Annotated in this window: 15 protein-coding genes and 1 pseudogene; 11 read left to right on the top strand and 5 right to left on the bottom strand. The window is 68.9% G+C overall.

What is annotated here, in order from left to right; genetic code table 11:
* Window positions 1-173, top strand: a 173-nt coding sequence (locus PV410_RS42105) for an AbrB/MazE/SpoVT family DNA-binding domain-containing protein (protein WP_500331992.1), incomplete at its 5' end; no start/stop codon positions are given.
* Between the two features lie 287 nt (window positions 174-460).
* On the opposite strand, the gene PV410_RS42100 is transcribed toward PV410_RS42105, so the two are convergent.
* The 4 genes from PV410_RS42100 to PV410_RS42085 form a co-directional block, all read right to left on the bottom strand.
* Complete coding sequence (locus PV410_RS42100) at window positions 461-2,116, bottom strand: ABC-F family ATP-binding cassette domain-containing protein (RefSeq protein ID WP_500331990.1); 1,656 nt, start codon at window positions 2,114-2,116, stop codon at window positions 461-463.
* An 82-nt stretch (window positions 2,117-2,198) separates the two neighbouring features.
* Window positions 2,199-3,833, bottom strand: coding sequence for a ribosomal protection-like ABC-F family protein (gene abc-f / locus PV410_RS42095; RefSeq protein WP_500331989.1), 1,635 nt, complete (start codon window positions 3,831-3,833; stop codon window positions 2,199-2,201).
* A 582-nt stretch (window positions 3,834-4,415) separates the two neighbouring features.
* Window positions 4,416-4,901, bottom strand: a complete 486-nt coding sequence (locus PV410_RS42090; protein WP_500331988.1) for a hypothetical protein — start codon at window positions 4,899-4,901, stop codon at window positions 4,416-4,418.
* A 276-nt stretch (window positions 4,902-5,177) separates the two neighbouring features.
* Window positions 5,178-5,771 carry a uridine kinase family protein gene (locus tag PV410_RS42085; RefSeq protein ID WP_500331987.1) on the bottom strand — a complete coding sequence of 198 codons (594 nt, stop codon included), beginning with the start codon at window positions 5,769-5,771 and terminating at the stop codon, window positions 5,178-5,180.
* A gap of 376 nt (window positions 5,772-6,147) precedes the next feature.
* Here PV410_RS42085 and PV410_RS42080 point away from each other — a divergent pair, with 376 nt between their 5' ends.
* The 4 genes from PV410_RS42080 (at window position 6,148) to PV410_RS42065 (ending at window position 9,924) form a co-directional block, all read left to right on the top strand.
* Window positions 6,148-7,155 (top strand): hypothetical protein, encoded by a 1,008-nt coding sequence (locus tag PV410_RS42080; protein WP_500331986.1) that lies wholly within the window; start codon window positions 6,148-6,150, stop codon window positions 7,153-7,155.
* Between the two features lie 433 nt (window positions 7,156-7,588).
* Window positions 7,589-8,011, top strand: a complete 423-nt coding sequence (locus tag PV410_RS42075; RefSeq protein WP_500331985.1) for a hypothetical protein — start codon at window positions 7,589-7,591, stop codon at window positions 8,009-8,011.
* Between the two features lie 330 nt (window positions 8,012-8,341).
* Complete coding sequence (locus PV410_RS42070; RefSeq protein ID WP_500331984.1) at window positions 8,342-9,019, top strand: hypothetical protein; 678 nt, start codon at window positions 8,342-8,344, stop codon at window positions 9,017-9,019.
* Between the two features lie 368 nt (window positions 9,020-9,387).
* Window positions 9,388-9,924, top strand: coding sequence for a DUF4240 domain-containing protein (locus PV410_RS42065; RefSeq protein ID WP_500331983.1), 537 nt, complete (start codon window positions 9,388-9,390; stop codon window positions 9,922-9,924).
* 147 nt (window positions 9,925-10,071) lie between these two features.
* On the opposite strand, the gene PV410_RS42060 is transcribed toward PV410_RS42065, so the two are convergent.
* Window positions 10,072-10,566, bottom strand: a complete 495-nt coding sequence (locus tag PV410_RS42060) for a DUF308 domain-containing protein (RefSeq protein WP_500331982.1) — start codon at window positions 10,564-10,566, stop codon at window positions 10,072-10,074.
* A gap of 320 nt (window positions 10,567-10,886) precedes the next feature.
* Here PV410_RS42060 and PV410_RS42055 point away from each other — a divergent pair, with 320 nt between their 5' ends.
* The 6 genes and pseudogenes from PV410_RS42055 to PV410_RS42030 all read left to right on the top strand — a co-directional run.
* Complete coding sequence (locus PV410_RS42055; RefSeq protein ID WP_500331981.1) at window positions 10,887-12,065, top strand: sensor histidine kinase; 1,179 nt, start codon at window positions 10,887-10,889, stop codon at window positions 12,063-12,065.
* On the top strand, window positions 12,062-12,721 hold the full coding sequence (locus PV410_RS42050; RefSeq protein ID WP_500331980.1) for a response regulator transcription factor: 660 nt from the start codon (window positions 12,062-12,064) through the stop codon (window positions 12,719-12,721). The genes PV410_RS42055 and PV410_RS42050 overlap by 4 nt, the downstream gene beginning before the upstream one ends.
* A 262-nt stretch (window positions 12,722-12,983) precedes the next feature.
* The gene (locus PV410_RS42045; RefSeq protein ID WP_500331979.1) at window positions 12,984-13,712 is read left to right on the top strand and encodes a DUF2470 domain-containing protein; all 729 of its coding nucleotides are present in this window, start codon (window positions 12,984-12,986) and stop codon (window positions 13,710-13,712) included.
* Window positions 13,709-14,374: a GNAT family N-acetyltransferase gene (locus PV410_RS42040; protein WP_500331978.1), complete on the top strand. Its 666-nt coding sequence runs from the start codon at window positions 13,709-13,711 to the stop codon at window positions 14,372-14,374. Before PV410_RS42045 ends, PV410_RS42040 begins: the two co-directional genes overlap by 4 nt.
* A gap of 462 nt (window positions 14,375-14,836) precedes the next feature.
* Window positions 14,837-18,178 (top strand): S8 family peptidase, encoded by a 3,342-nt coding sequence (locus tag PV410_RS42035; RefSeq protein WP_500331977.1) that lies wholly within the window; start codon window positions 14,837-14,839, stop codon window positions 18,176-18,178.
* A gap of 182 nt (window positions 18,179-18,360) precedes the next feature.
* A pseudogene (locus PV410_RS42030) lies at window positions 18,361-18,516 on the top strand (IS5/IS1182 family transposase); the annotation flags it as partial.
* Window positions 18,517-18,552 lie beyond the last annotated feature (36 nt).

Genomic DNA, 18,552 nt, shown 5'->3' with positions numbered 1-18,552 from the left:
AAGGCCGCACCACCGTCCACGCCAGCGAGTACGCCACCGTCGACCGCTCCGGACGCCTCCAACTCCCCCGCGACTACACCCACGCCCTCGACATCCGCAACCGCGTCATGCTCGAACTCGAACCCGACCACATCGCCGTCCGCCCCGACCACGCTGCGGGGGAACAGTCCTAGTACGTCGGCTGGACGTCATGATCTGGCGGTTGGTTGTGCGACGGGTGCGCAGCGATGGCGGTGGTCGTGCCAACGGGCGCCGGCTTGGTGGCGTCGGCGCTGCAGCTTTCCTCGCTGCCAGAGCTCCCGCGACCACGTGAGTAGCGTGGCCTCGGCGCAGACGAGCGCCGAGGACGCCCCCCCATCGCCTCGTAACGAGGGAGGTCACGCAGTCCGGCTGGAGTACTCGGTACTCCAGCCCAACTTGCCTCCTCGCGAGTAACCGCCTGCGGGATCGGTGATTGATGTCAGCGAGTCTTGATGTCGCTCGTCCGCCGGTCGAGCCCAGGGGGCAGTCGAACTTCCCGGGCCTGCCACCGCCGGCGCAGCCAGCGGTCGTGGCTGGCGACCACGATGGCGCCAGGTCCGGTGCCGAGTGCCTCCTCCAGTTCGTCACACAGGCGGGGGGAGAGGTGGTTCGTGGGCTCGTCGAGCAGCAGCAGGTGGGGCGGGCGGGCCACCAACAGTGCCAGGGCCAGCCGCCGGCGCTGTCCCACCGACAGTTCCCCGACCGGTCTGTCCAGGTCGGCCGCGTGCATCAGGCCGAGCGAGCCGAGCGGCACCTTCACTGACCGGGCTTGGCCCACCGCCACTTCATAGGTGTCGCGGACGGTGCGCGCTGGCCGTTCGAAGACGGTGTCCTGGGTGAGCAGCCCCACCGTCACGTGGCGCCGCTTGCGCACCTCGCCCTCGGCCGGGAGCTTTCCGGCGAGGACGGCGAGCAGCGTCGACTTGCCGGCCCCGTTGCCGCCGGTGACCAGCAGCCGGTCGGTCGCCGCCACCTCCAGGCAGTCCAGTGCCAGCCGGCCCGGCACCCGCACGTCGCGTAGCCTCACCAGCGGCTCCGCGCTCTCCTCGGCCCCCCTGGCCAGGTCCCCGGCGGCGAAGCGCAGGGGGCGCGGTGGCTCGGCGACCTGGGTGCGCTCCAGCTCCTCCAGCCGCCGGGTGGCGTTGCGCACCCGGCGGGAGACGGAGTGCTGTACCCGGCCGGCCCGATGGCCGTAGCCCATCTTTTCGTTGTCGACGCGGCCGCGGTCCGGGGCGACCCGGTGTGCGGTCACACCCACCGACTCGCGCAGTTCTTCCAGTTCCTCCTGCTCCTCGGCGTACCGCCGCTCCCAGCGCTGCCGCTCGGCGTGCTTCGCAGAGAGGTAGGCGCTGTAGTTGCCGCCGTAGCGGACGGGTCCGTTGAGTGCCGGGTCGAGGTCGATCAGGTCGGTGCAGACGGCGTCGAGGAACGCCCGGTCGTGGCTGGCGACCACCACGGTTCCGGGCAGGGACCGGACCTGCGCCTCGAGGAAAGCGGCGGCGTCGTCGTCGAGGTGGTTGGTCGGTTCGTCAAGGAGCAGCGCGGAGGGCCGCCGGACCAGCAGCGCGGCCAGGGCCAGCCGGCCGCGCTGCCCGCCGGAGAGCGAGCGAAGGCTCCGGTCGTGGCCGAGGGCGCCCAGACCGAGGCCGTCCAGGACCAGCGCGGCGCGGCGGTCGGCGTCCCAGGACTCCCGGTCCTGGGCCTGTTCGAGACGTCTGCCGTAGGTGGCGAGGAGTTCCCGGTGGCCGGGGTCGTCCTCGGGGACGCGGGCCAGCTCCTCGCCGAGCCGGTCCAATTCGGCGAGGTCCTCACGGGCCTCGCGCAGCGCCTCGTCCAGTACGGCGCCGAGGGTGGAGTCCGCGTCGAACGGCATCTCCTGCTGGAGGAAACCGACGTCGCGGGGGCGGGAGACGCTTCCCGCGTCGGGTTCGTCCACCCCTGCGAGCAGCCGCAGCAGGGTGGACTTGCCGACGCCGTTCTCCCCGATCAGGCCGATGCGGTGACCGGGGGAGGCGGTGAGGCAGACGCCGTCGAGGACGCGACGTCCGCCGAGGTCACGGACGAGGTCGTGGGCGAGCAGAGCGGGCTGGGGCACGGGGGATACCGTCCTGGCGTGATCGGTTCTCGGTCCGCCGGGCGCACGGCCTCGGACGCGGACCACGTCACACGTCGGCGGCTCACACCGCCGGTGCCCCCGTCTCCTTCAGCACCCCGTCGGCCAGCCGCAGCCAGCGGTTGATCCCGATCTCGGCGAGGAACCGCTCGTCATGGCTGACCACCATGAAGGCACCCTGGTAGGAGTTGAGCGCGCTCTCCAACTGGCCCGCGCTGACCAGGTCGAGGTTGTTGGTGGGCTCGTCGAGCAGCAGCAGGTGCGGGGCCGGCTCCGCGCACAGCACGCAGGCCAGGGTGGCGCGCAGCCGCTCGCCGCCGGAGAGCACACCCACCGGCAGATGGGCCCGCGCGCCCCGGAAGAGGAACCGTGCGAGCAGGTTCATCCGCTCCGCCTCGGGCCGCTCGGGCGCGAACGCGGCGAAGTTCTCCGCCACAGTGCGGTCCAGGTCCAGCAGGTCCAGACGTTGCGACAGGTAGGCGATCCTCCCGTCGTTGCGCTTGATCTCCCCGCTGTCCGGGGCGAGACCACCGGTGACCAGCCGCATCAACGTGGTCTTTCCGGCGCCGTTGGGCCCGGTCAGCGCGATGCGCTCGGGGCCCCGGACGCTCAGGTCAACGCCGCCCGCCGCGAATACCTCCTGGTCGCCCAGGCGGACCTGCATGCCCTCGCCGAGGAACAGGTTCCGGCCGGCGGGCACTTGGGTGTCGGGCAGCTCCAGCGTGAGCCGTTGCTCCTCGCGCAGGGCCCGCCCGGCCTCGTCGAGGCGAGCCTTGGCATCGCTGACCCGGGAGGCGTGCATCGTGCCGGACCTGCCCGCGGCCTCCTGCGCGCCGCGCTTCATGTTGCCGGCGAAGATCTTGGGCAGCCCGGCGTTCTTCAGGTTCTTGGCGGCGTTGCTCGCCCGGCGCTCGGCGCGCTCGCGGGCCTGCTGAAGTTCCCGCTTCTCCCGCTTCAGTTCCTGCTCGGCGTTGCGGACGTTCTTCTCGGCGACCTCCTGCTCGGCACGGACGGTCTCCTCGTACTCGGTGAAAGTACCGCCGTACAGGCGCAGTTCGCCGCTGCCGAGTTCGGCGATGCGCTCCATGCGGTCCAGCAGCGCGCGGTCGTGGCTGACCAGGAGCAGACAGCCATTGAACTCCGACAGCACGTCGTAGAGCTTGTGCCGGGCCTGGAGGTCGAGGTTGTTGGTCGGCTCGTCGAGCAGGAGGACGTCGGGACGCTTGAGCAACTGTGCGGCGAGCCCGAGGGAGACCACCTGGCCTCCGCTGAGCGTGCTCAGGCTGCGGTCCAAGGTGAGGTCGGCCAGGCCCAGCCGGTCGAGCTGGGAGCGGGTGCGCTCCTCGATGTCCCAGTCGTCACCGATGGTGGCGAAGTGCTTCTCGTCGACGTCCCCGGACTCCACAGCGTCCAGGGCGCGGATCACCGCGGCGACGCCGAGCACCTCGGCGACGGTGAGGTCGCTGGTCAGGGGCAGGGTCTGCGGGAGGTAGCCGAGCGTACCGTGCACCGACACCGAGCCCGTGGCGGGCTTCAGCTCACCGGCGATCAGCTTGAGCAGGGTGCTCTTGCCGGAGCCGTTGGGCGCCACCAGGCCCGTACGGCCCGGGGTCACGGAGAAGGACAGCTCGTGGAAGACGGGGGTGTCGTCGGGCCAGGCGAAGGAGACGTTCGAGCAGACGACAGCGGCGTCGGACATGAAAATGACCTCGGAGGTACAAGGGCAGAGCGTAGACCTCTGCCCTGGGCAGACGTGGGAGAAGGAGGTACGACGAAACGGACCACCTCGGCAGCGCTCTTGAGCGCCGGCCGGTGGCCGTCAGATCCGGATCTCACCCGGAGATGTCGTCGTCACCCACCACGTCTGACTCCTCATTGCCGTCCTATGTCAGCCACCAGCATAACAACACGTCCCGGTCTCCGGCCCTTCCCATGATCGCGATCGGCGGCTCCCGCTGCCGACATGCCTTGCCGGCCGGTGACCCGTACTCCGTACCACTGCGGCACCACGGCAGGAGTCCATGCCCCAAGCCCCATCGGACGGAATGAGGAGCAGCGACCGCGGCGGGCAGATCTCCGCCGAACAGGAGCCCTCACCTACGAACGCTGCGCCCAGGCACTGCCCGCCTATGAGCCGTCCAAGCCGAAGAACAACCGGCTCGGTCCTGCCGCTGCCGAAGGCGGACGACGGAGCAGCCGGCACCCTGCTGTGCGCCTCTGCAGCGCGCCGCGATGCTTTGGGAAGCACCCACGGTGCCCCCTGCCAGCTGCTGCAGGCCGCTCAGCCGCGCCGTGCCGCCTGGACGGCGTGGCGCAGCATGTCCTTGAACGAGGCGCCGGCGGGGTCATCGCCCAGCGCGACGTGCATCGACTCGGCCTCGGACCGGTTGGACCAGCGGGTGAAGACCGATACCCCGGGGTCAACGGCCAGTCGCTGATCGACCTCTGTGACGGTCATGTCAGCCAGCCGCCCGGAGTGTGCTGTGGTCTTCCCTGTGTACGTATCGGCGACCGCGACCAAGAGATGCCGCGGCAGCAACACGGCCGCAGTCAGCCTTGCGCGCTGTGGGTCGCCCCCGAGCAAGCGCGCGAAGACGCCGGGACGGCGCCGGGGCACACTGCGGGTCTCCACGCCGGCGACCGCGGTCGACGCGGCATCACCAAGCAGTTCGGTCTCGGCGACGGCCAGAATCGCCGTACGCAACCGGGAGTCCAGATCCTCAAACGTGCAACCGCGGCTCGTGCGGTCGAACAACTGCTCAGGCATGGGCGCATCGTAGCGGGGGCACCGATGGCCGGCTCGCGGCCTGGCCGACGCTCTTTTACAGCCGGTCGGCGGGAGGGTCCACCGGGTGTACTCGTTCTCGTGACCATCGACCACAGCTCGGGTGGGACGCCTGCTGGAGTCGTGCGCATCTGCGGTCGGAACTCGGGTTCTGGCTCAGGTTCTGTGATCGGTGACGCTGGGTTATCCGGACAGGGCGCTGAGCACCCACCTCGCATCATGCCGAGCCTGAGACGACGGAGGACGGCCAGCGGCAGGTCAGTGCCCGGAGACCACGAGGTGGGCCCTTTCCCGGGGACGGGTCAGGGCCAGGTAGTGCTCCTCGGCCAGGCGCCAACGGGACTCCCAGTCGATCGGGCCGTGGTCGTCACCGCGCTCTCGCAGGCGGCGCATGGATTCCTCCCGCGGGGTGTCGACGTACACAAGGAGGTCGTAGTAGTCGGCGAGTTCGGGCCGGGCGGTGTACACGCCCTCCGCGATGACGATGCCGCAGGCGGAGACGCCATGGCTTTCGTCCGGGGCCAGATCACCGGTCGCCCAGTCGTAGCGCCGGTAGGTGGCGTCACGGCCGGCTGCGAGCGGGACAAGCACTTCCTCGCGCAGCCGCTGCCAGTCGAAGTAGCGGTGGTAGCCCTCTTCGGGATCCAGCCCGGCGCGCTCCTCCGGGTCCATGGGGCGGTAGAAGTCGTCACCGTGAACCACCGCAGCGCCGCGCAGCTCCGCCAGGGTTGTCGCCAAGGTCGACTTGCCGGAGCCACCCATGCCATCGATGGCGATCAGGAACACTCCTCGGCGGCTTCGGGCGTCGATAGCGGCGCCAACCTCTTCAGCACCGATGGAGATCGTCGTCATAGCGGCATTCTGATCACAGCAGGCGCCTCAAGAGAAGGGCAACGACTTCGCATCACGATCCCAGGACCCCGAACTGTCGGCCCGACACCCGGCCACTCTTCGTTGTCGGGCAACATACCAAGCCTCCCAACGACTCACAGTCGTCGCTCGACGCACACGCATCACAGAAGCCGAGCCAGAGCCGGCGGCTGACCGGCGGATCGAATCACGTTCAGCGGCACAGTTCCGCGCGGCTTCCGGCTTCCTGAGGCCGCGACTGGGACGTCGAGGCCCGCTCTGCCTGTCGGCGGGGCGTTCAGCGCCGTCTGAAAACCCGTTGCTCCCTGGTCTGCCTGCTTGGTGGGATGCAGGGGTTTCGGCGGCGGGAGGGGACAGCTTGGCGGTCTTCGGGTGTGCGGGCTGCGGTGCGGTCCTGACGGCGGCGGTGTCGCAGGTGGCGTTGCCGATCCACCTGGCCGACACCCACTGGGAGAAGCTGCACCCGCCACTGCTGGAGGCCGGGTCCTACGCCGTCGACCCTGCGCCGTACGGGCCGCCATGGCGGCAGTGGGACGAGGTCGGGGGGCGCGAGGCGGCGGAGCGGGGGCGCTTCGCGCCCTTCGGTGCGCTGTCCGACGGACCGTCGGGCACTGTCCTGCTCGCGCCCGGTGACATGCGCGGCACCAGGCTGATCCTCGAGCGGGCCGGGGGCTACTGCATGGGCATCGACGGGAGGGACGGGCCGAACCTTGCCTGTCTGGGCTGCGGTCTGCCGGTCGGAACGAGGATGGACGACTGCGGGTGCTGGCAGCTCGTCCGGCTCGTCCCGCAGGCAGTGGTGCGGCTGCCCGCCCCGGCGGAGCGGCCGGTCATGGATTGGGCGGAGCTGCTGGCCACCGGCGCGCTGTGGCACCGGCTGAGCAAGTACCGGGACATCCCCGCGGGCGTGGCCCTCGCCCAGGTGGTGGTGGCCGCCGGGGGCGCACCGGTCGAGGTGGCGCCCGGGCCGGTCGCTGAGCTCCTCGGTCGGGCACTCGGCGCGCTGCTGCCCGCCGGGGAAGGTGCGCAGCGGCTGGACCTGGCGGGACCGGGGTTCGGTGAGCCGGCCGCTGACCTGGTGCTGGTGCCGGTACATCCGCAGACCGGAGACATGTGGCAGCCGCTTGCCGGGGCGGTGCCGGTACCTATGGATGCCGCGCTCTGGGCCGAGCTCGCCTTCCCTCCACACCGGACCCGGCTGCCGGTGGTCGGCGGACTGCCGGCAGGGGTGGAGCGGGACGACCCGCTGCCGCCGCACGCGTGGTACCCGTTCCAGCCGTCGACGGAGGCGTTCCGGTACACGCTCGCGCGGATGCCCGCCGTCAGGGAACCGTGGCTGCGGGCGATCTACGACCGGGGCTGTTGACCCGTCAGGGGTGTTGAGAACCTGGACGTTGGGTTCGAGGTGGACGGCGTAGTCATGGGCCGAGCCGCAGCCGGGGCCAGGACGGCATCTGATCACACGTGGTCGACGGACATCACACGTTCAACTTCAGGAGCGTTCGGCGGACAGTAATCCAGCCCGGAAGTGGGACTACCGCTTCGGTCGAGTAACCTCCAACCCTCACAACGCCGCCAGGTCAGGGCATAGGGTGATTCGATTCTGCATTCAGCCATGCATGGGAAGCTGGTCAAGCGCTTTGGTGGCGTGCTCAGGACGTTGTACGCAGATGCGGAAAGATGAATTCCTAGGAGTGAAACGGGGATCCCTGCTGGCCGGGCCCCGTGGAGGCAGGCTGATCGGGACCTGCTGGTCGGAAAAAGACACCAGATGTGAACTGGCAACCATCATGATGAATGTGGGACTGGAATTGGAAAACCCAAACAAGGCCCAACCACGGGACCAGGCGTCGCCCCACCCGGCTGGCAGTGGAAGCAGCCTGTTCTACGTACCGGATGCTACACATTTTCTTGAGGCGTTTGGCGTTGCCCCGGTGTCGGTGGAGGGTGACGAGGGCGTGGAGGCCTTCGAAGTCTGGGTTAACAGGCATGAGACCCTCAAATTCTCCTTCGATGTCACAGTCAGGTCCTTCATGGTCCGCTGGTTGCGCGATAACCAAGAGATTCTCCGAATCTATCGAGAAGGCGCCAGTCAGATCACGATTGAAGAGAACTTTTGGGAAACGCATCTAATGGTGAGGTTCGAGCTGGGGGAATATGTGGGATATCTTGACGTCGGGGTGTATCCGTCAGTCTCCGTGAACGATCGCCTGCAAGAATGAAATAAAGGGGCTGCCTTCGATGCCGAGCCAGTTCTGGCGGTCATGCCTGTTTCTCGCCTTCGGCCGCTTGAGCCGCAAGACTGCGGCTCTGCACGCTCCGCAGCGTCGATAGCCGACTCGGCCCCAACATCCTCGGGCTTGCTCCACGCGGCTGCGCCGTCCAGCCGCCACCCGCCTCGGCACTCGGCTCTGCGCCGAGCCCGGCGACGTGGTCGCCGCTGACCGCATCCCAACGCTTGCCGGGGGCGCCGGCCTGACCACCCGAAGGGACACAACCCCTATGGCCCGTCTCAAGGTTCCGGGTGCCAGACTGGCCATCGTGGTGAATTCATGACGAAACCAGGCGCCCCCACACCTCGACGGGTCACAGCGGACTGGGCCGCCGCGCTTCCTGGGTTCGACGCCTGGAAGCCGCTGCACCTGCTCCGTCGCATCGGCCCGGTTGTCCAGGGTGTCTGTCTCGACCGTACGACGTCCGGCAACGCGTACATACCGACGGCGCATGTTCACGCGCTGACGCGGGACTTTCCGGTGATCTCCTTGATGTTGGGGCAGCGACTGGAAGGAGCCTCGGGGCAGCCGGAGCGAGTGCTCTTCGGGAACCACGACGGCGAGTATCCGGCAGCTGTCGATGCCCTCCGCGAGCAGAGCCTTCTGTCCCTGAGCGAGGAACCTCCGTCGCTGGAGCAGGTCGTCAGGGCCTACCTCTCGGCCGCTTCCGCGAGCCACGACAAGGGACTCCCGCCGGCCGTGCTGGAGGTGGAGGACAGCGTCCTCATCGCGGCGGCGGCCGGCCTGGCGGACCTCCTCCAGGGCGGCCTGGCACTCGCCGGTGAGCTGGCAGGCCTGTGGTCGAAATTCAGGCTCCCTCTCAACTGGCCGGGGACAGCGGCGTGGTTGGAGGGCTTGCGGGCCAAGGCGACTGATCCCGTGGCTCTGTCGACTACGGTCCACCACCAGGTCACCCAGCACAAGCTCGCCAGAGTCCGGAACGTCCTGGCGGCCTGAGGGACCGCTCGCCGACACCTTCGCGGAGCTGCGGCGGTGCCAGGGTCACGCACCCCGACGGCCCAGCCGCTCCGACACCCGCGGCCAGCGCGCCTGCGCTTACGGTTCCGCGACCGCGGCCGACCGGCTCGGCGCCGACATACAGGCTGCGCAGCAACGCCGTCACCGCCGGACTCACCCGCAGCCCTCAACGAGCAATGGGTGGCCGCGCATCGTTCACGCTTCTGCGGGTCCGGACCCGGACCCTCACCTCGCCATGACATGCGACGTCACCGACGCCCAGGGGGCCCAGTCAATGCCCTCCCAGACGACATGAGGCACCCCGAGTCCCGGCTCGTTGTCTGCCCTGGGTGCCATGCTGTGCCGCCATGGACATCGAACAGTTCTGGCACCTCATTGACCAAGCTCGGGGCAGAGCCGGCGACTCTGCGGATGTCGACGACATCGCAAGCCACGCTACGACGCTGCTGGCCGCCCATGACCCTCAACAGATCATCGCCGTACAGCAGATTCTCTGGAATCTCATGGCCGCCTCCTATCAAGCCCCTCTCTGGGCTGCTGCCTACCTCATCAACGGCGGATGCTCCGACGACGGCTTCGACTACTTTCGTGGATGGTTGATCGCCCAAGGCCGCACGGTATTCGAACAGATCACAGCGGATGCCGACCGCCTCGCTGACGTACCAGCTGTCCAGGCAGCAGCAGCCGTAGGCACCGACCTTGAGGGCGAGCGAACCCTGAGCATCGGCTGGAACGCCTATGAGAACGCAACCGGTACAGAACTCCCAGGCGATGCCTTCACCATCAACTACCCTGACCTCGACCCCGCCTGGAACTTCGACTTCGGCGACCACAAGGAGGTCGCCGCCCGACTGCCCCGGATCGCGGCGCTCTACCCGGAGTGATCGGCCCACCAGGAACCTGGTGCGAATCACAACCTGGCCATGTTGCGGGACGACGGCCCGAGCGAGCGATCCTTCGGCCTGGACACGCGATTCTGTTGTTCAGCTGAATGCCGGGGGAGAGGTGGTGGCGGGCTGCTACGGCGGTGGTCAACGCTTCTCGCGTCGGCTGCGGATGCTGAGGGCGATGACGGAGACGAGGAACCAGAAGGCACCGAAGGCCGAGTACCCGGCGACGGTGGACAGGCTGCTCGTCGCCGAAGCGGACGAGGCGGCGATGGTGGCGCCGGCGAGTACGGACTGTGCACCGCTGATGACCATGGGCCACTGGGCGCCGACGGTGCGCCGGCGTCGGATCGCCACGACGAGCTGGATGGCGCCGGAAAGCAGGGCCCAGACGCCGAACACGAGAAGGGCTGTCCCGACGGTGGAGAACACGGCGATGATCATTCCCGCGGTGGTGGCCAGGCCGAGACCCAGGTTGACGGTACCGACACGGTTCGTGGAGCCGGTGCCGGCCAGGCGACGCTCGAGGAGTGTGGCGACGGCGTCCCACAAGGGGTAGACGACGAGTAGCACGGCCGCGATCACCGTGGGCCTGTCCGCGGACGCGAGCGAGGCGGAGGTCGTGAAGACGAGTGCCACCCAGATCAGGGAGAAAACGACTCGGATCAGGTGGAGCGATCGGAGCCCGGAAGGCGTCGTCGTCGCCGTGGTCGAAGTGGTCGAGGTTACGGTGGTCTGAGTCATCAGGTGTCCCGTGGTGATCGTGACGGTGTGAGACGGTCGCCTCGCTGACGAGTCTCAGGGGCCTCGGGAGGCGCCGTGTACTTCGAACGAAGTAGTTCTGCCATCCGCTTCGACGGCATGTGCTCTGCCGTCCCGATCGACCCAAGCAGCTGCGCGGTCTACTTCATTCGAAGTACACGACCGCCGCATACGTGAACGAGAATCGGCTCATGGTCATGGCGCAGAACAGTCAGGACGGGCTCGCGGCACCGCTGTGGGTCCGCCGCCCCGAGGTGCTGCACCGAGTCGCCTATGCACTGGCCGCGCTGGTGTTCACCGGTCAGATCGTGGCAGTGATCCTGAGAGGTTCGGACTGGCCGACGGCCCTGTCCGTGCTCCTCGCCGGCATCGGTGTCACCCTCTCGTGGTGGCAGCCGTGGGCGGGGCTGGTCGTGACGAGCGCGGCGTCCTTCGCCGTGACAGCGGTGGGAAACGACCCCCTGTCGGTGTGGATGATGGCGGTGCTCGTCCTGTTCTCGGTCACCCTCAGGGGAAAGCAGCCACTGGCCGGAACCGGCATTGTGGCGGCGTTCTTCCTCGGGGCGTTCATGACGGTCGGAGGATTCCGTGGCGGCGCTGTCGTGGGAGCGGCCGCCGTCTTCTCGGCTGTGGCGGGAGGTGCGACAGGGGCCGCGCTCCGCATCCACCGGGACCACTGGTGGACCCTGGAGGAACGGGCCGAAAGCGCCATCGCCACCCGCGAGATCGAAGCCACCCGACGAGTGACCGAGGAACGACTCCGCATCGCCCGGGACCTCCACGACGTCATCGGCCACCAGGTCGCGATGCTGAGCCTGCACCTCGGTGCAGCGGAAATCGGGCTGCCCGAAGACGCCGAGTCCTCCCGGCAGGCCCTCGTCTCAGCCAGGTCCAGCGCCCGCACCGTCGTCGTCGAAACGCAGCGCATCCTCGCGCTTCTCCGCCTCGGGGACGACATCTCCGACGACGAGGCGCTGCGGCCGACCCCGGCGCTCAGCGGCCTGGAAGGACTCATCGCCTCTTTCGAGAGCATCGGCCTCGACATCCGGCCCTCCATCGACATCCCCGTCGGCTTCGTGGAGCCCAGCGTCGGCGTGACGGTCTACCGGGTCGTTCAGGAAGCACTCACGAATGCCTACCGGCACGGAGAGGGGACGGCGACGGTGGATGTGCGCGAGTGCGACGGCAGGATCTGCGTCACGGTGGAGAACCGCGTCGGTCGCTCACCCCGCGGCTCCGACTCGGGTAGCGGACTCGGACTCGTGGGGATGCGCGAACGTGTGGAGTCCTCCAGCGGGCGGCTGACGATCGACAGTCACGACGGGCGATTCCGGGTCCACGCGGAGTTCAGCCCTCTGGGAGCCGTCGTCCGATGAGCCGGATTCTGATCGTCGACGACCAGGACGACATCAGGGCCGGGATCCGGGCGATGCTTCGGCTCGACCCGAGTCTCGTCGTCGTGGGTGATCTCTCCGATGGACTCCAGGTCGTCCCCTTCCTCCGGGAGCACCCCGTCGACCTGGTCCTGATGGACATCCGGATGCCCGGCATCGACGGTGTCGAAGCGACCCGCCGGATCCGCGCGGAGCATCCGCCCGAAAAGACGCGGGTGATCGTGCTGACCACTTTCGACCAGGACGACATCGTCCTCGCCGCCCTGCGCGCGGGCGCCAACGGTTTCCTGAGCAAGACGGTGAGCCCCGCTGAACTCGTCGCCGGGATCACCGAGGTCGTCGGCGGTGGCGGTGCGCTGTCGGCCGCCGCGACGGCGGCGCTCATCGGTCACATGACCGACAGACCGCCCCCGGTGATCGACCAGGAGCTGCTGCGGCGCTTCGGCGCTCTGACACCCAGGGAGCGGGACGTGGTCGTTCTCGTTGCCAGCGGCCTCGCCAACGACGAGATCGCGGCCCAGATGTCCGTGTCGCCGTTCACCGTGAAGACGCATGCGGTGCGGGCCATGACGAAGGTCGGCGCACGTGATCGGGCGCAGCTCGTCTCGTTCGCCTTCCGGGCCGGCCTCTACCCCTGAGCCGGGCGCGTGCAGCCGACTTCCGGGACCTTGGCCATGCGCGTACGGATGTGCGGGACGTCAGCCGATGTGGACCCGGACCCCGATCATGCCGTCGATGAGGGCCCCACGATGTGGACCCAGAAGCAGTCGCCGAAGGGGCCGGGCTGCGAACCTGGGAGGGGACGTCCTCCCCCCCCAGCCGATGTCCCAGGCGAACAGCCGCGGGCCGCGCACCAGCCGGGATGCTAACTTAGGTGAGGCTAACCTAAGGAGCGCGTTGATGGCCATTACATTCGTCCCGGCGGCCTACCCCACCAACGCGGAGCGGATCCGTTCGGTCCTGGCACGTTCCGACTCCCTGAGTCTCACGACCGATGGCAACTGCTACGACCTGATCTCGATGCACACGGTCGACAGCAGTGGAACGCTACGACTGCACGTCCCCTCGGACAGCCTGCTTGTCGACGAAGCCGCGTTCACCCCGCGTGGCATTCTCGCGAGTCTGGTCGAGTTCACCGACCTTGCCCCGACGGCGGTCCGCGACCGGGTCCGGGCCCGCGTGTCCCTTGCCGGCTTCCTCACTCCAGCCGAGATCCAGGATGCGCCCGAGGTGCTTGTTCTCCGCCTCGATCTGGCCCGCGCCGCCATCGAACGGGACGGGACGACCGTCGGCGTCGACCTCGACGAACTGGCTGCCGCGCGGACCGACCCGTTGGCCATCGAAGAGACGGCGCTGCTCACCCATCTCGACCGGGACCACAGCGATGTGATGGCCCAACTCGGCAGGCTCGTCAACCGGAACGTCCTGCAAGACGTCGTCGAACTGCGCCCGATCGCACTGGACCGCCACGGGCTCACCCTGCGGTGCGAGTACGCCCGCGGGTACCAGGACGTCCGGGTTGCCTTGCACTTTCCGGCCCGCAGCGCAGCCGACATCGGTCAACGGCTCGCACACCTCGTGGCCCTGGCCCGTGGCGGTTCCCGTCGGTGCCGCGCCGATCACCGGTGAACGGATCGATCACTGCCTGCGGCAAGGTGCCCGACATGCGCGCCGGAGGGCGATCTCCTCGCGGAGTTCGCGAACCCTCCGCGTTGCCCCAACGTCATGAGAGCGAGACGGCATTGACCACGGCTGCGCCCGAGGTCACCGGCCGCCTCGGCCGTCCGGGCGCGGTGCGGACCGCCACACTTGCGGACACCTGGGCTCTGCATCAGCTGTCCTCGGCGTTCGTCCTCGGCGGCGCGCTGCGAGAGCGCCCGCTCGGTCACTATGCCCGTCATGCGGGCGACTTCCTCGTCGCCGAGGACGAGGCAGGGGAGGTTGAAGGCTGTGTCGCGGTGCACCGCTACCAGGAGCGATCGCCCGCGTACCGCAGCCTTCGGCAGGTAGGTCCTGCGGGAGCCGGTTGCGCCGCCGCGGTCCTCTACAACTTCTGCGTCGCACCCGGTAGCCAGGGCCGTGGCATCGGTTCGGGCCTGTTGCGGGCCGTGCTCTCCCGCACCGGAACGCAGCCCGTGTTCACCGCGACCACAGGCAACGGTGAACTGTTCCTAAGGCACGGCTTCCGCTACTGCGACGCGACCACCGCACCTGCCGCCTGGCTGGCCACGCTGGACCCACGTCGAGGGTCGAGGATCCTGACCCGATCGGCCGGGTCCCTTTGCCGGTGACGGCCGCTGGCACCGTTAGGCCTTCTATGGCCAGGTCCGCACCCTCAGCGGATTGCGACCTGTCGAATCCGGCCGAACCGAATGGGGCGGGCGGGAAATTCCGAATTCCGGACAGATTCCTTACGAGGACGGGGAGAGCGCTGCCGACCCTCGTGCGCGGGTGACCGGCTCCCAGTGTCTCGCTGCATGCATCACGGCAGGTGGCACGCCGTCTGTGCCTGTCTTGCCGGACAGCGGATGCATTGGGGGCGAAAAGTGCGCTAATGCCGGGCGAAATCCACCAGTTGGTGACCGGTTTACCGGCTCGCCATCCAAGATCAACCCATTGACACCCTCTCGACGCTGGTGCTTCGCTGTGCGGCGCACCCCAAGTCCGCCGTGAAACTCACGTGTTGGCGCGGGGTGAATGAACGAGAGGAAACCGTGAAATTCACGTCCAAGAGACCTGCGATCGGCACGGTCTTGGGAATCAGCTTGCTGCTGGTCGCCGCTACCCCGTCGGTGTCCGTGGCACTCTCCGCGCCCACCGGCACGGCATCGTCGGCCACGCCGTTCTCGGCCTCGGCCTTCGGAACGGGCCCCGAGGTCAAGGGGGCTGCGGCCGGGACCGGCGTGCACCGGTGGATTCCACTGATCACCGGTGACCGGATCGCGGTGAACGCGAAGGGCGAGATCGTCGCCGCGCGTCCCGCCAAGGGCCGCGAGGACATACCCATCCGGGTGGAGACCCGTGACGGCCACACCTACGCCATGCCTGATGACGCCCGGGACCTCGTACAGAGCGGCCGGGTGGACCGGCAGTTGTTCGACGTCACCACGCTGAGCGGGCCGGCCTATGAACAGCGTCATGACCTGCGGCTCATCGTGATGTACGACGCGGCCCGTCCGGCGGCCAGGACGGCCCTGCGCTCCACCGGCGGCGCCGAGGTCCGGCGCACCCTGTCGAGCGTCAACGCCGACGCCGTCACCGCGCCCGCGAACGGCACCGCGGAACTGTGGTCCGCGGTCACCAGCGGGTCCGCCGACGCGATGAAGCGCACCGTCGCACCGGGTATCGCCTCGGTGTGGCTGGACAGCGTCGTCCAGGCGAGCCTGGACAAGAGCGTCCCGCAGATCGGCGGCCCCGAGGCGTGGGCGGCCGGTTTCGACGGCACCGGTACGCGTATCGCCGTCCTCGACACGGGTGTCGACACCACGCATCCCGATCTGGCCGGGCAGGTCGTCGAGGAGCGGAACTTCTCCGACTCGCCGGACACCGAGGACCGGTTCGGTCACGGCACGCATGTCGCATCCATCACGGCCGGCACCGGCGCGAAGTCCGGTGGCACGTACAAGGGTGTGGCGCCAGGGGCCCGCATCCTCAGCGGCAAGGTCCTCGGCGACAGCGGCAGCGGCAGCATGTCGCAGATCATCGCGGGCATGGAGTGGGCCGTCGGCGAGAAGGCCGACGTTGTCAACCTCAGCCTCGGCGCCTACGATTCCCCGGAGATCGATCCGGCGGAGGAGGCGGTCAACAGGCTGTCGGCCGAGAGCGGAACCCTCTTCGTCATCGCGGCGGGCAACAACGGCGAGCAGGGATCCGGAACGGTCGGCTCGCCGGGCAGCGCCGAGGCCGCCCTCACCGTCGGCGCGGTCGACAAGCAGGACAAGCTGGCCCCGTTCTCCAGCACCGGCCCGCGCGTCGGTGACGGCGGCATCAAGCCGGATCTGACGGCGCCCGGCGTGGCCATCGGGGCCGCGGCCGCGCACGACAGCTACCTGGCCAGCGTCGCCCCCTCCGTCGCAGACGGCTACATCGCCCTGAACGGCACGTCCATGGCCACCCCGCACGTCGCCGGCGCCGCCGCCATCCTCATCCAGCAGCACCCCGACTGGAGCGGCGACGACATCAAGGACGCGCTGGTCTCCTCGACGACTCCTCTCGGCTACACGCCCTTTGAACAGGGCTCGGGCCGGGTCGACCTGCGGAAGGCGATCAAGCAGACCGTCGTCGCCCGCGAGACGTCGCTCTCGTACGGTGTCGCGCAGTGGCCGCACACCGACGACCAGCCGCTCACGAAGAACCTCACCTACCGGAACACGGGCAGTGCCCCGGTCACCCTGAAGCTGACCGTGGACGCCACCGGGCCGGACGGAAGCGCCGCGCCCGGCGGGATGTTCACCGCGGACGACCAGGTCACCGTCCCGGCGCACGGCGAGGCGACGGTGAAGGTCACCGCCGACACCCGCCTCGGCGGCGACACGACCGGTGCCTTCACCGGACGCGTCACGGCCACCGGCGACGGGCAGACCGTCGGCACCGCGCTGGCCGTGGACCGCGAGTCGGAGATGTACACCGTCACGGTCAAGGCCCTGGACCGCAAGGGCGAGCCCGCACCCGCCCCCGCCTGGGACGCCCAGCTGCAGGGCCTGGAAGGACCGGCCAAGGGCGCCAACACCGTGCTGAGCGGCGACACGCACTCGGTACGCGTCCCCAAGGGCCGGTACTTCCTCAACAGCATGGTCCGGGTCGACCCGGCGGGTTCGTACGACCAGGGCGGTGACTGGTTCAACCAGCCCAACCTCGACGTCACCCAGGACACCACGGTGACGGTGGACGCGCGCACCGCCAAGCCGCTCGACATCACCGTCCCCGACCGCTCGGCCCAGCCGGTCCTCGGCTTCTTCAGCGCGGGCATCGAACTGGCCGACGGATACAGCACCCGCTACGGGGTCTTCACCAACTCCCTCGCGCAGTACCGCACCGGCCACCTGGGCCCCAAGGCCGCCGCGGGCGACCAGCTGACGCAGCAGCTCATGACCACCTTCTCCACCGGCGTCAACGGGCACGACGAGTATCACCTGGTGTACCAGCCGACCGGCGACAGGTACCTCACCGGCTTCACCCACCACGCCAAGTCCAGAGAGTTCGCCAAGGTCGAGGCGAAGCTCGGAGCACCCGCCAAGGGCAAGTTCGGATTCATCACGCCGATCACCGAGGGCGGCGCCGGACTCGGGACCGTGCACGCCCTGCCCTACACCGGCACCCTGCACCTGCTCTCGGGGAACACCTCGTGGCAGCTGGGCTTCATGCAGGTCGACGCGAACGACTCGTACGAGTCCACCTATGACGCACTTCCGAGGACGTTCAAGCCCGGACGCTCCTACCAGCACGTGTTCAACGTCGGTGTCTTCGGGCCGGATCTCCCGGAGGGCGCCGGACTCATCGGGCTGCTCCGGGCGGACGAGGCGATCGACGGACGGCTTCCGCTCTTCTCGGACAGCGAGGGGAACATCAGCGACAACAACTCGCCGATCGAGAGCGCGCGAACATCCCTCTACCGCAACGGTGAGCTCGTCAACACCAGCATCTACCCGATGGACGTCTTCTACATCGCGGAGAACGAGCGGGCCGACTACCGGCTGACCGTCTCGGTCAAGCGCGGCACGGTCGCCGACGTCTCCACGAGCATGACCACGAGCTGGACGTTCTCCTCCGAGTACGCTCCGGGGATCACCAAGCTCCCCACCTCCGTCGTGCGCTTCACCCCCGCCCTGTCCCTCGACAACACGGGCAAGGCACGGGCGAAGGTGTGGGTCCCGGTGACCGTCCGCGGCACCGCCGCGGGCAGGAACCTCAAGTCCCTGAGCGTGTGGGCCTCCTACGACAAGGGAGCCCACTGGCAGAAGCTGAGCGTGTGCGACGGCCGGGTTCAGATCACCAACCCCAAGGCCGGCGGCAGCGTGTCGTTCAAGGCCCAGGCCGTGGACAAGCAGGGCAACACCGTCGACGAGACCATCGTCGACGCCTACCTGACGAAGTAGCCCACGCGCGGGCCGGAACCGCGGTCCAGGGCTCGCACCCACCGCGGTTCCGGCCGGACGCTCGGCTGGGGTTTCCCAGCCGAGCGTCTGCGTGGACGGCTGTTGAGTTCAGCGGCGACGGCGGCGCCACGCCCCGGTCAGCGACGAGCGGCTCTGTTTCACGAGAAGGGGTTGCCGCGGGACACAAACGCCTGATCAGGTGGGCCGTCGACGGCACCGAGGCACGGATTCTCGCCGCCGTCCTGGCCACGGCCGACACGGATGACGACGTGAGTGGACGGTCCCCCACCATCTGCCGGGCCCATCGGCACGCGGCTGGGCTTCCGAAAAGGGGGGCTGCGCGACGGGGGCGTGTGAGGTGGCGTCGCCGACGA

Source organism: Streptomyces sp. PA03-5A, from assembly GCF_033792725.1.
Lineage (GTDB): Bacteria > Actinomycetota > Actinomycetes > Streptomycetales > Streptomycetaceae > Actinacidiphila.
Note: the sequence above shows the minus strand (reverse complement) of the source record. Positions and strands in the feature narration are given on the sequence as shown.

Bases quoted from the DNA above. Each gene is read 5' to 3' on its own strand.
- PV410_RS42045 (WP_500331979.1), top strand. From the start codon at position 12,984: ATGGCCATTACATTCGTCCCGGCGGCCTACCCCACCAACGCGGAGCGG.
- PV410_RS42070 (WP_500331984.1), top strand. From the start codon at position 8,342: ATGACGAAACCAGGCGCCCCCACACCTCGACGGGTCACAGCGGACTGG.
- PV410_RS42055 (WP_500331981.1), top strand. From the start codon at position 10,887: ATGGCGCAGAACAGTCAGGACGGGCTCGCGGCACCGCTGTGGGTCCGC.
- PV410_RS42085 (WP_500331987.1), bottom strand. From the start codon at position 5,771: ATGACGACGATCTCCATCGGTGCTGAAGAGGTTGGCGCCGCTATCGAC.
- PV410_RS42090 (WP_500331988.1), bottom strand. From the start codon at position 4,901: ATGCCTGAGCAGTTGTTCGACCGCACGAGCCGCGGTTGCACGTTTGAG.
- PV410_RS42050 (WP_500331980.1), top strand. From the start codon at position 12,062: ATGAGCCGGATTCTGATCGTCGACGACCAGGACGACATCAGGGCCGGG.
- PV410_RS42065 (WP_500331983.1), top strand. From the start codon at position 9,388: ATGGACATCGAACAGTTCTGGCACCTCATTGACCAAGCTCGGGGCAGA.
- abc-f (WP_500331989.1), bottom strand. From the start codon at position 3,833: ATGTCCGACGCCGCTGTCGTCTGCTCGAACGTCTCCTTCGCCTGGCCC.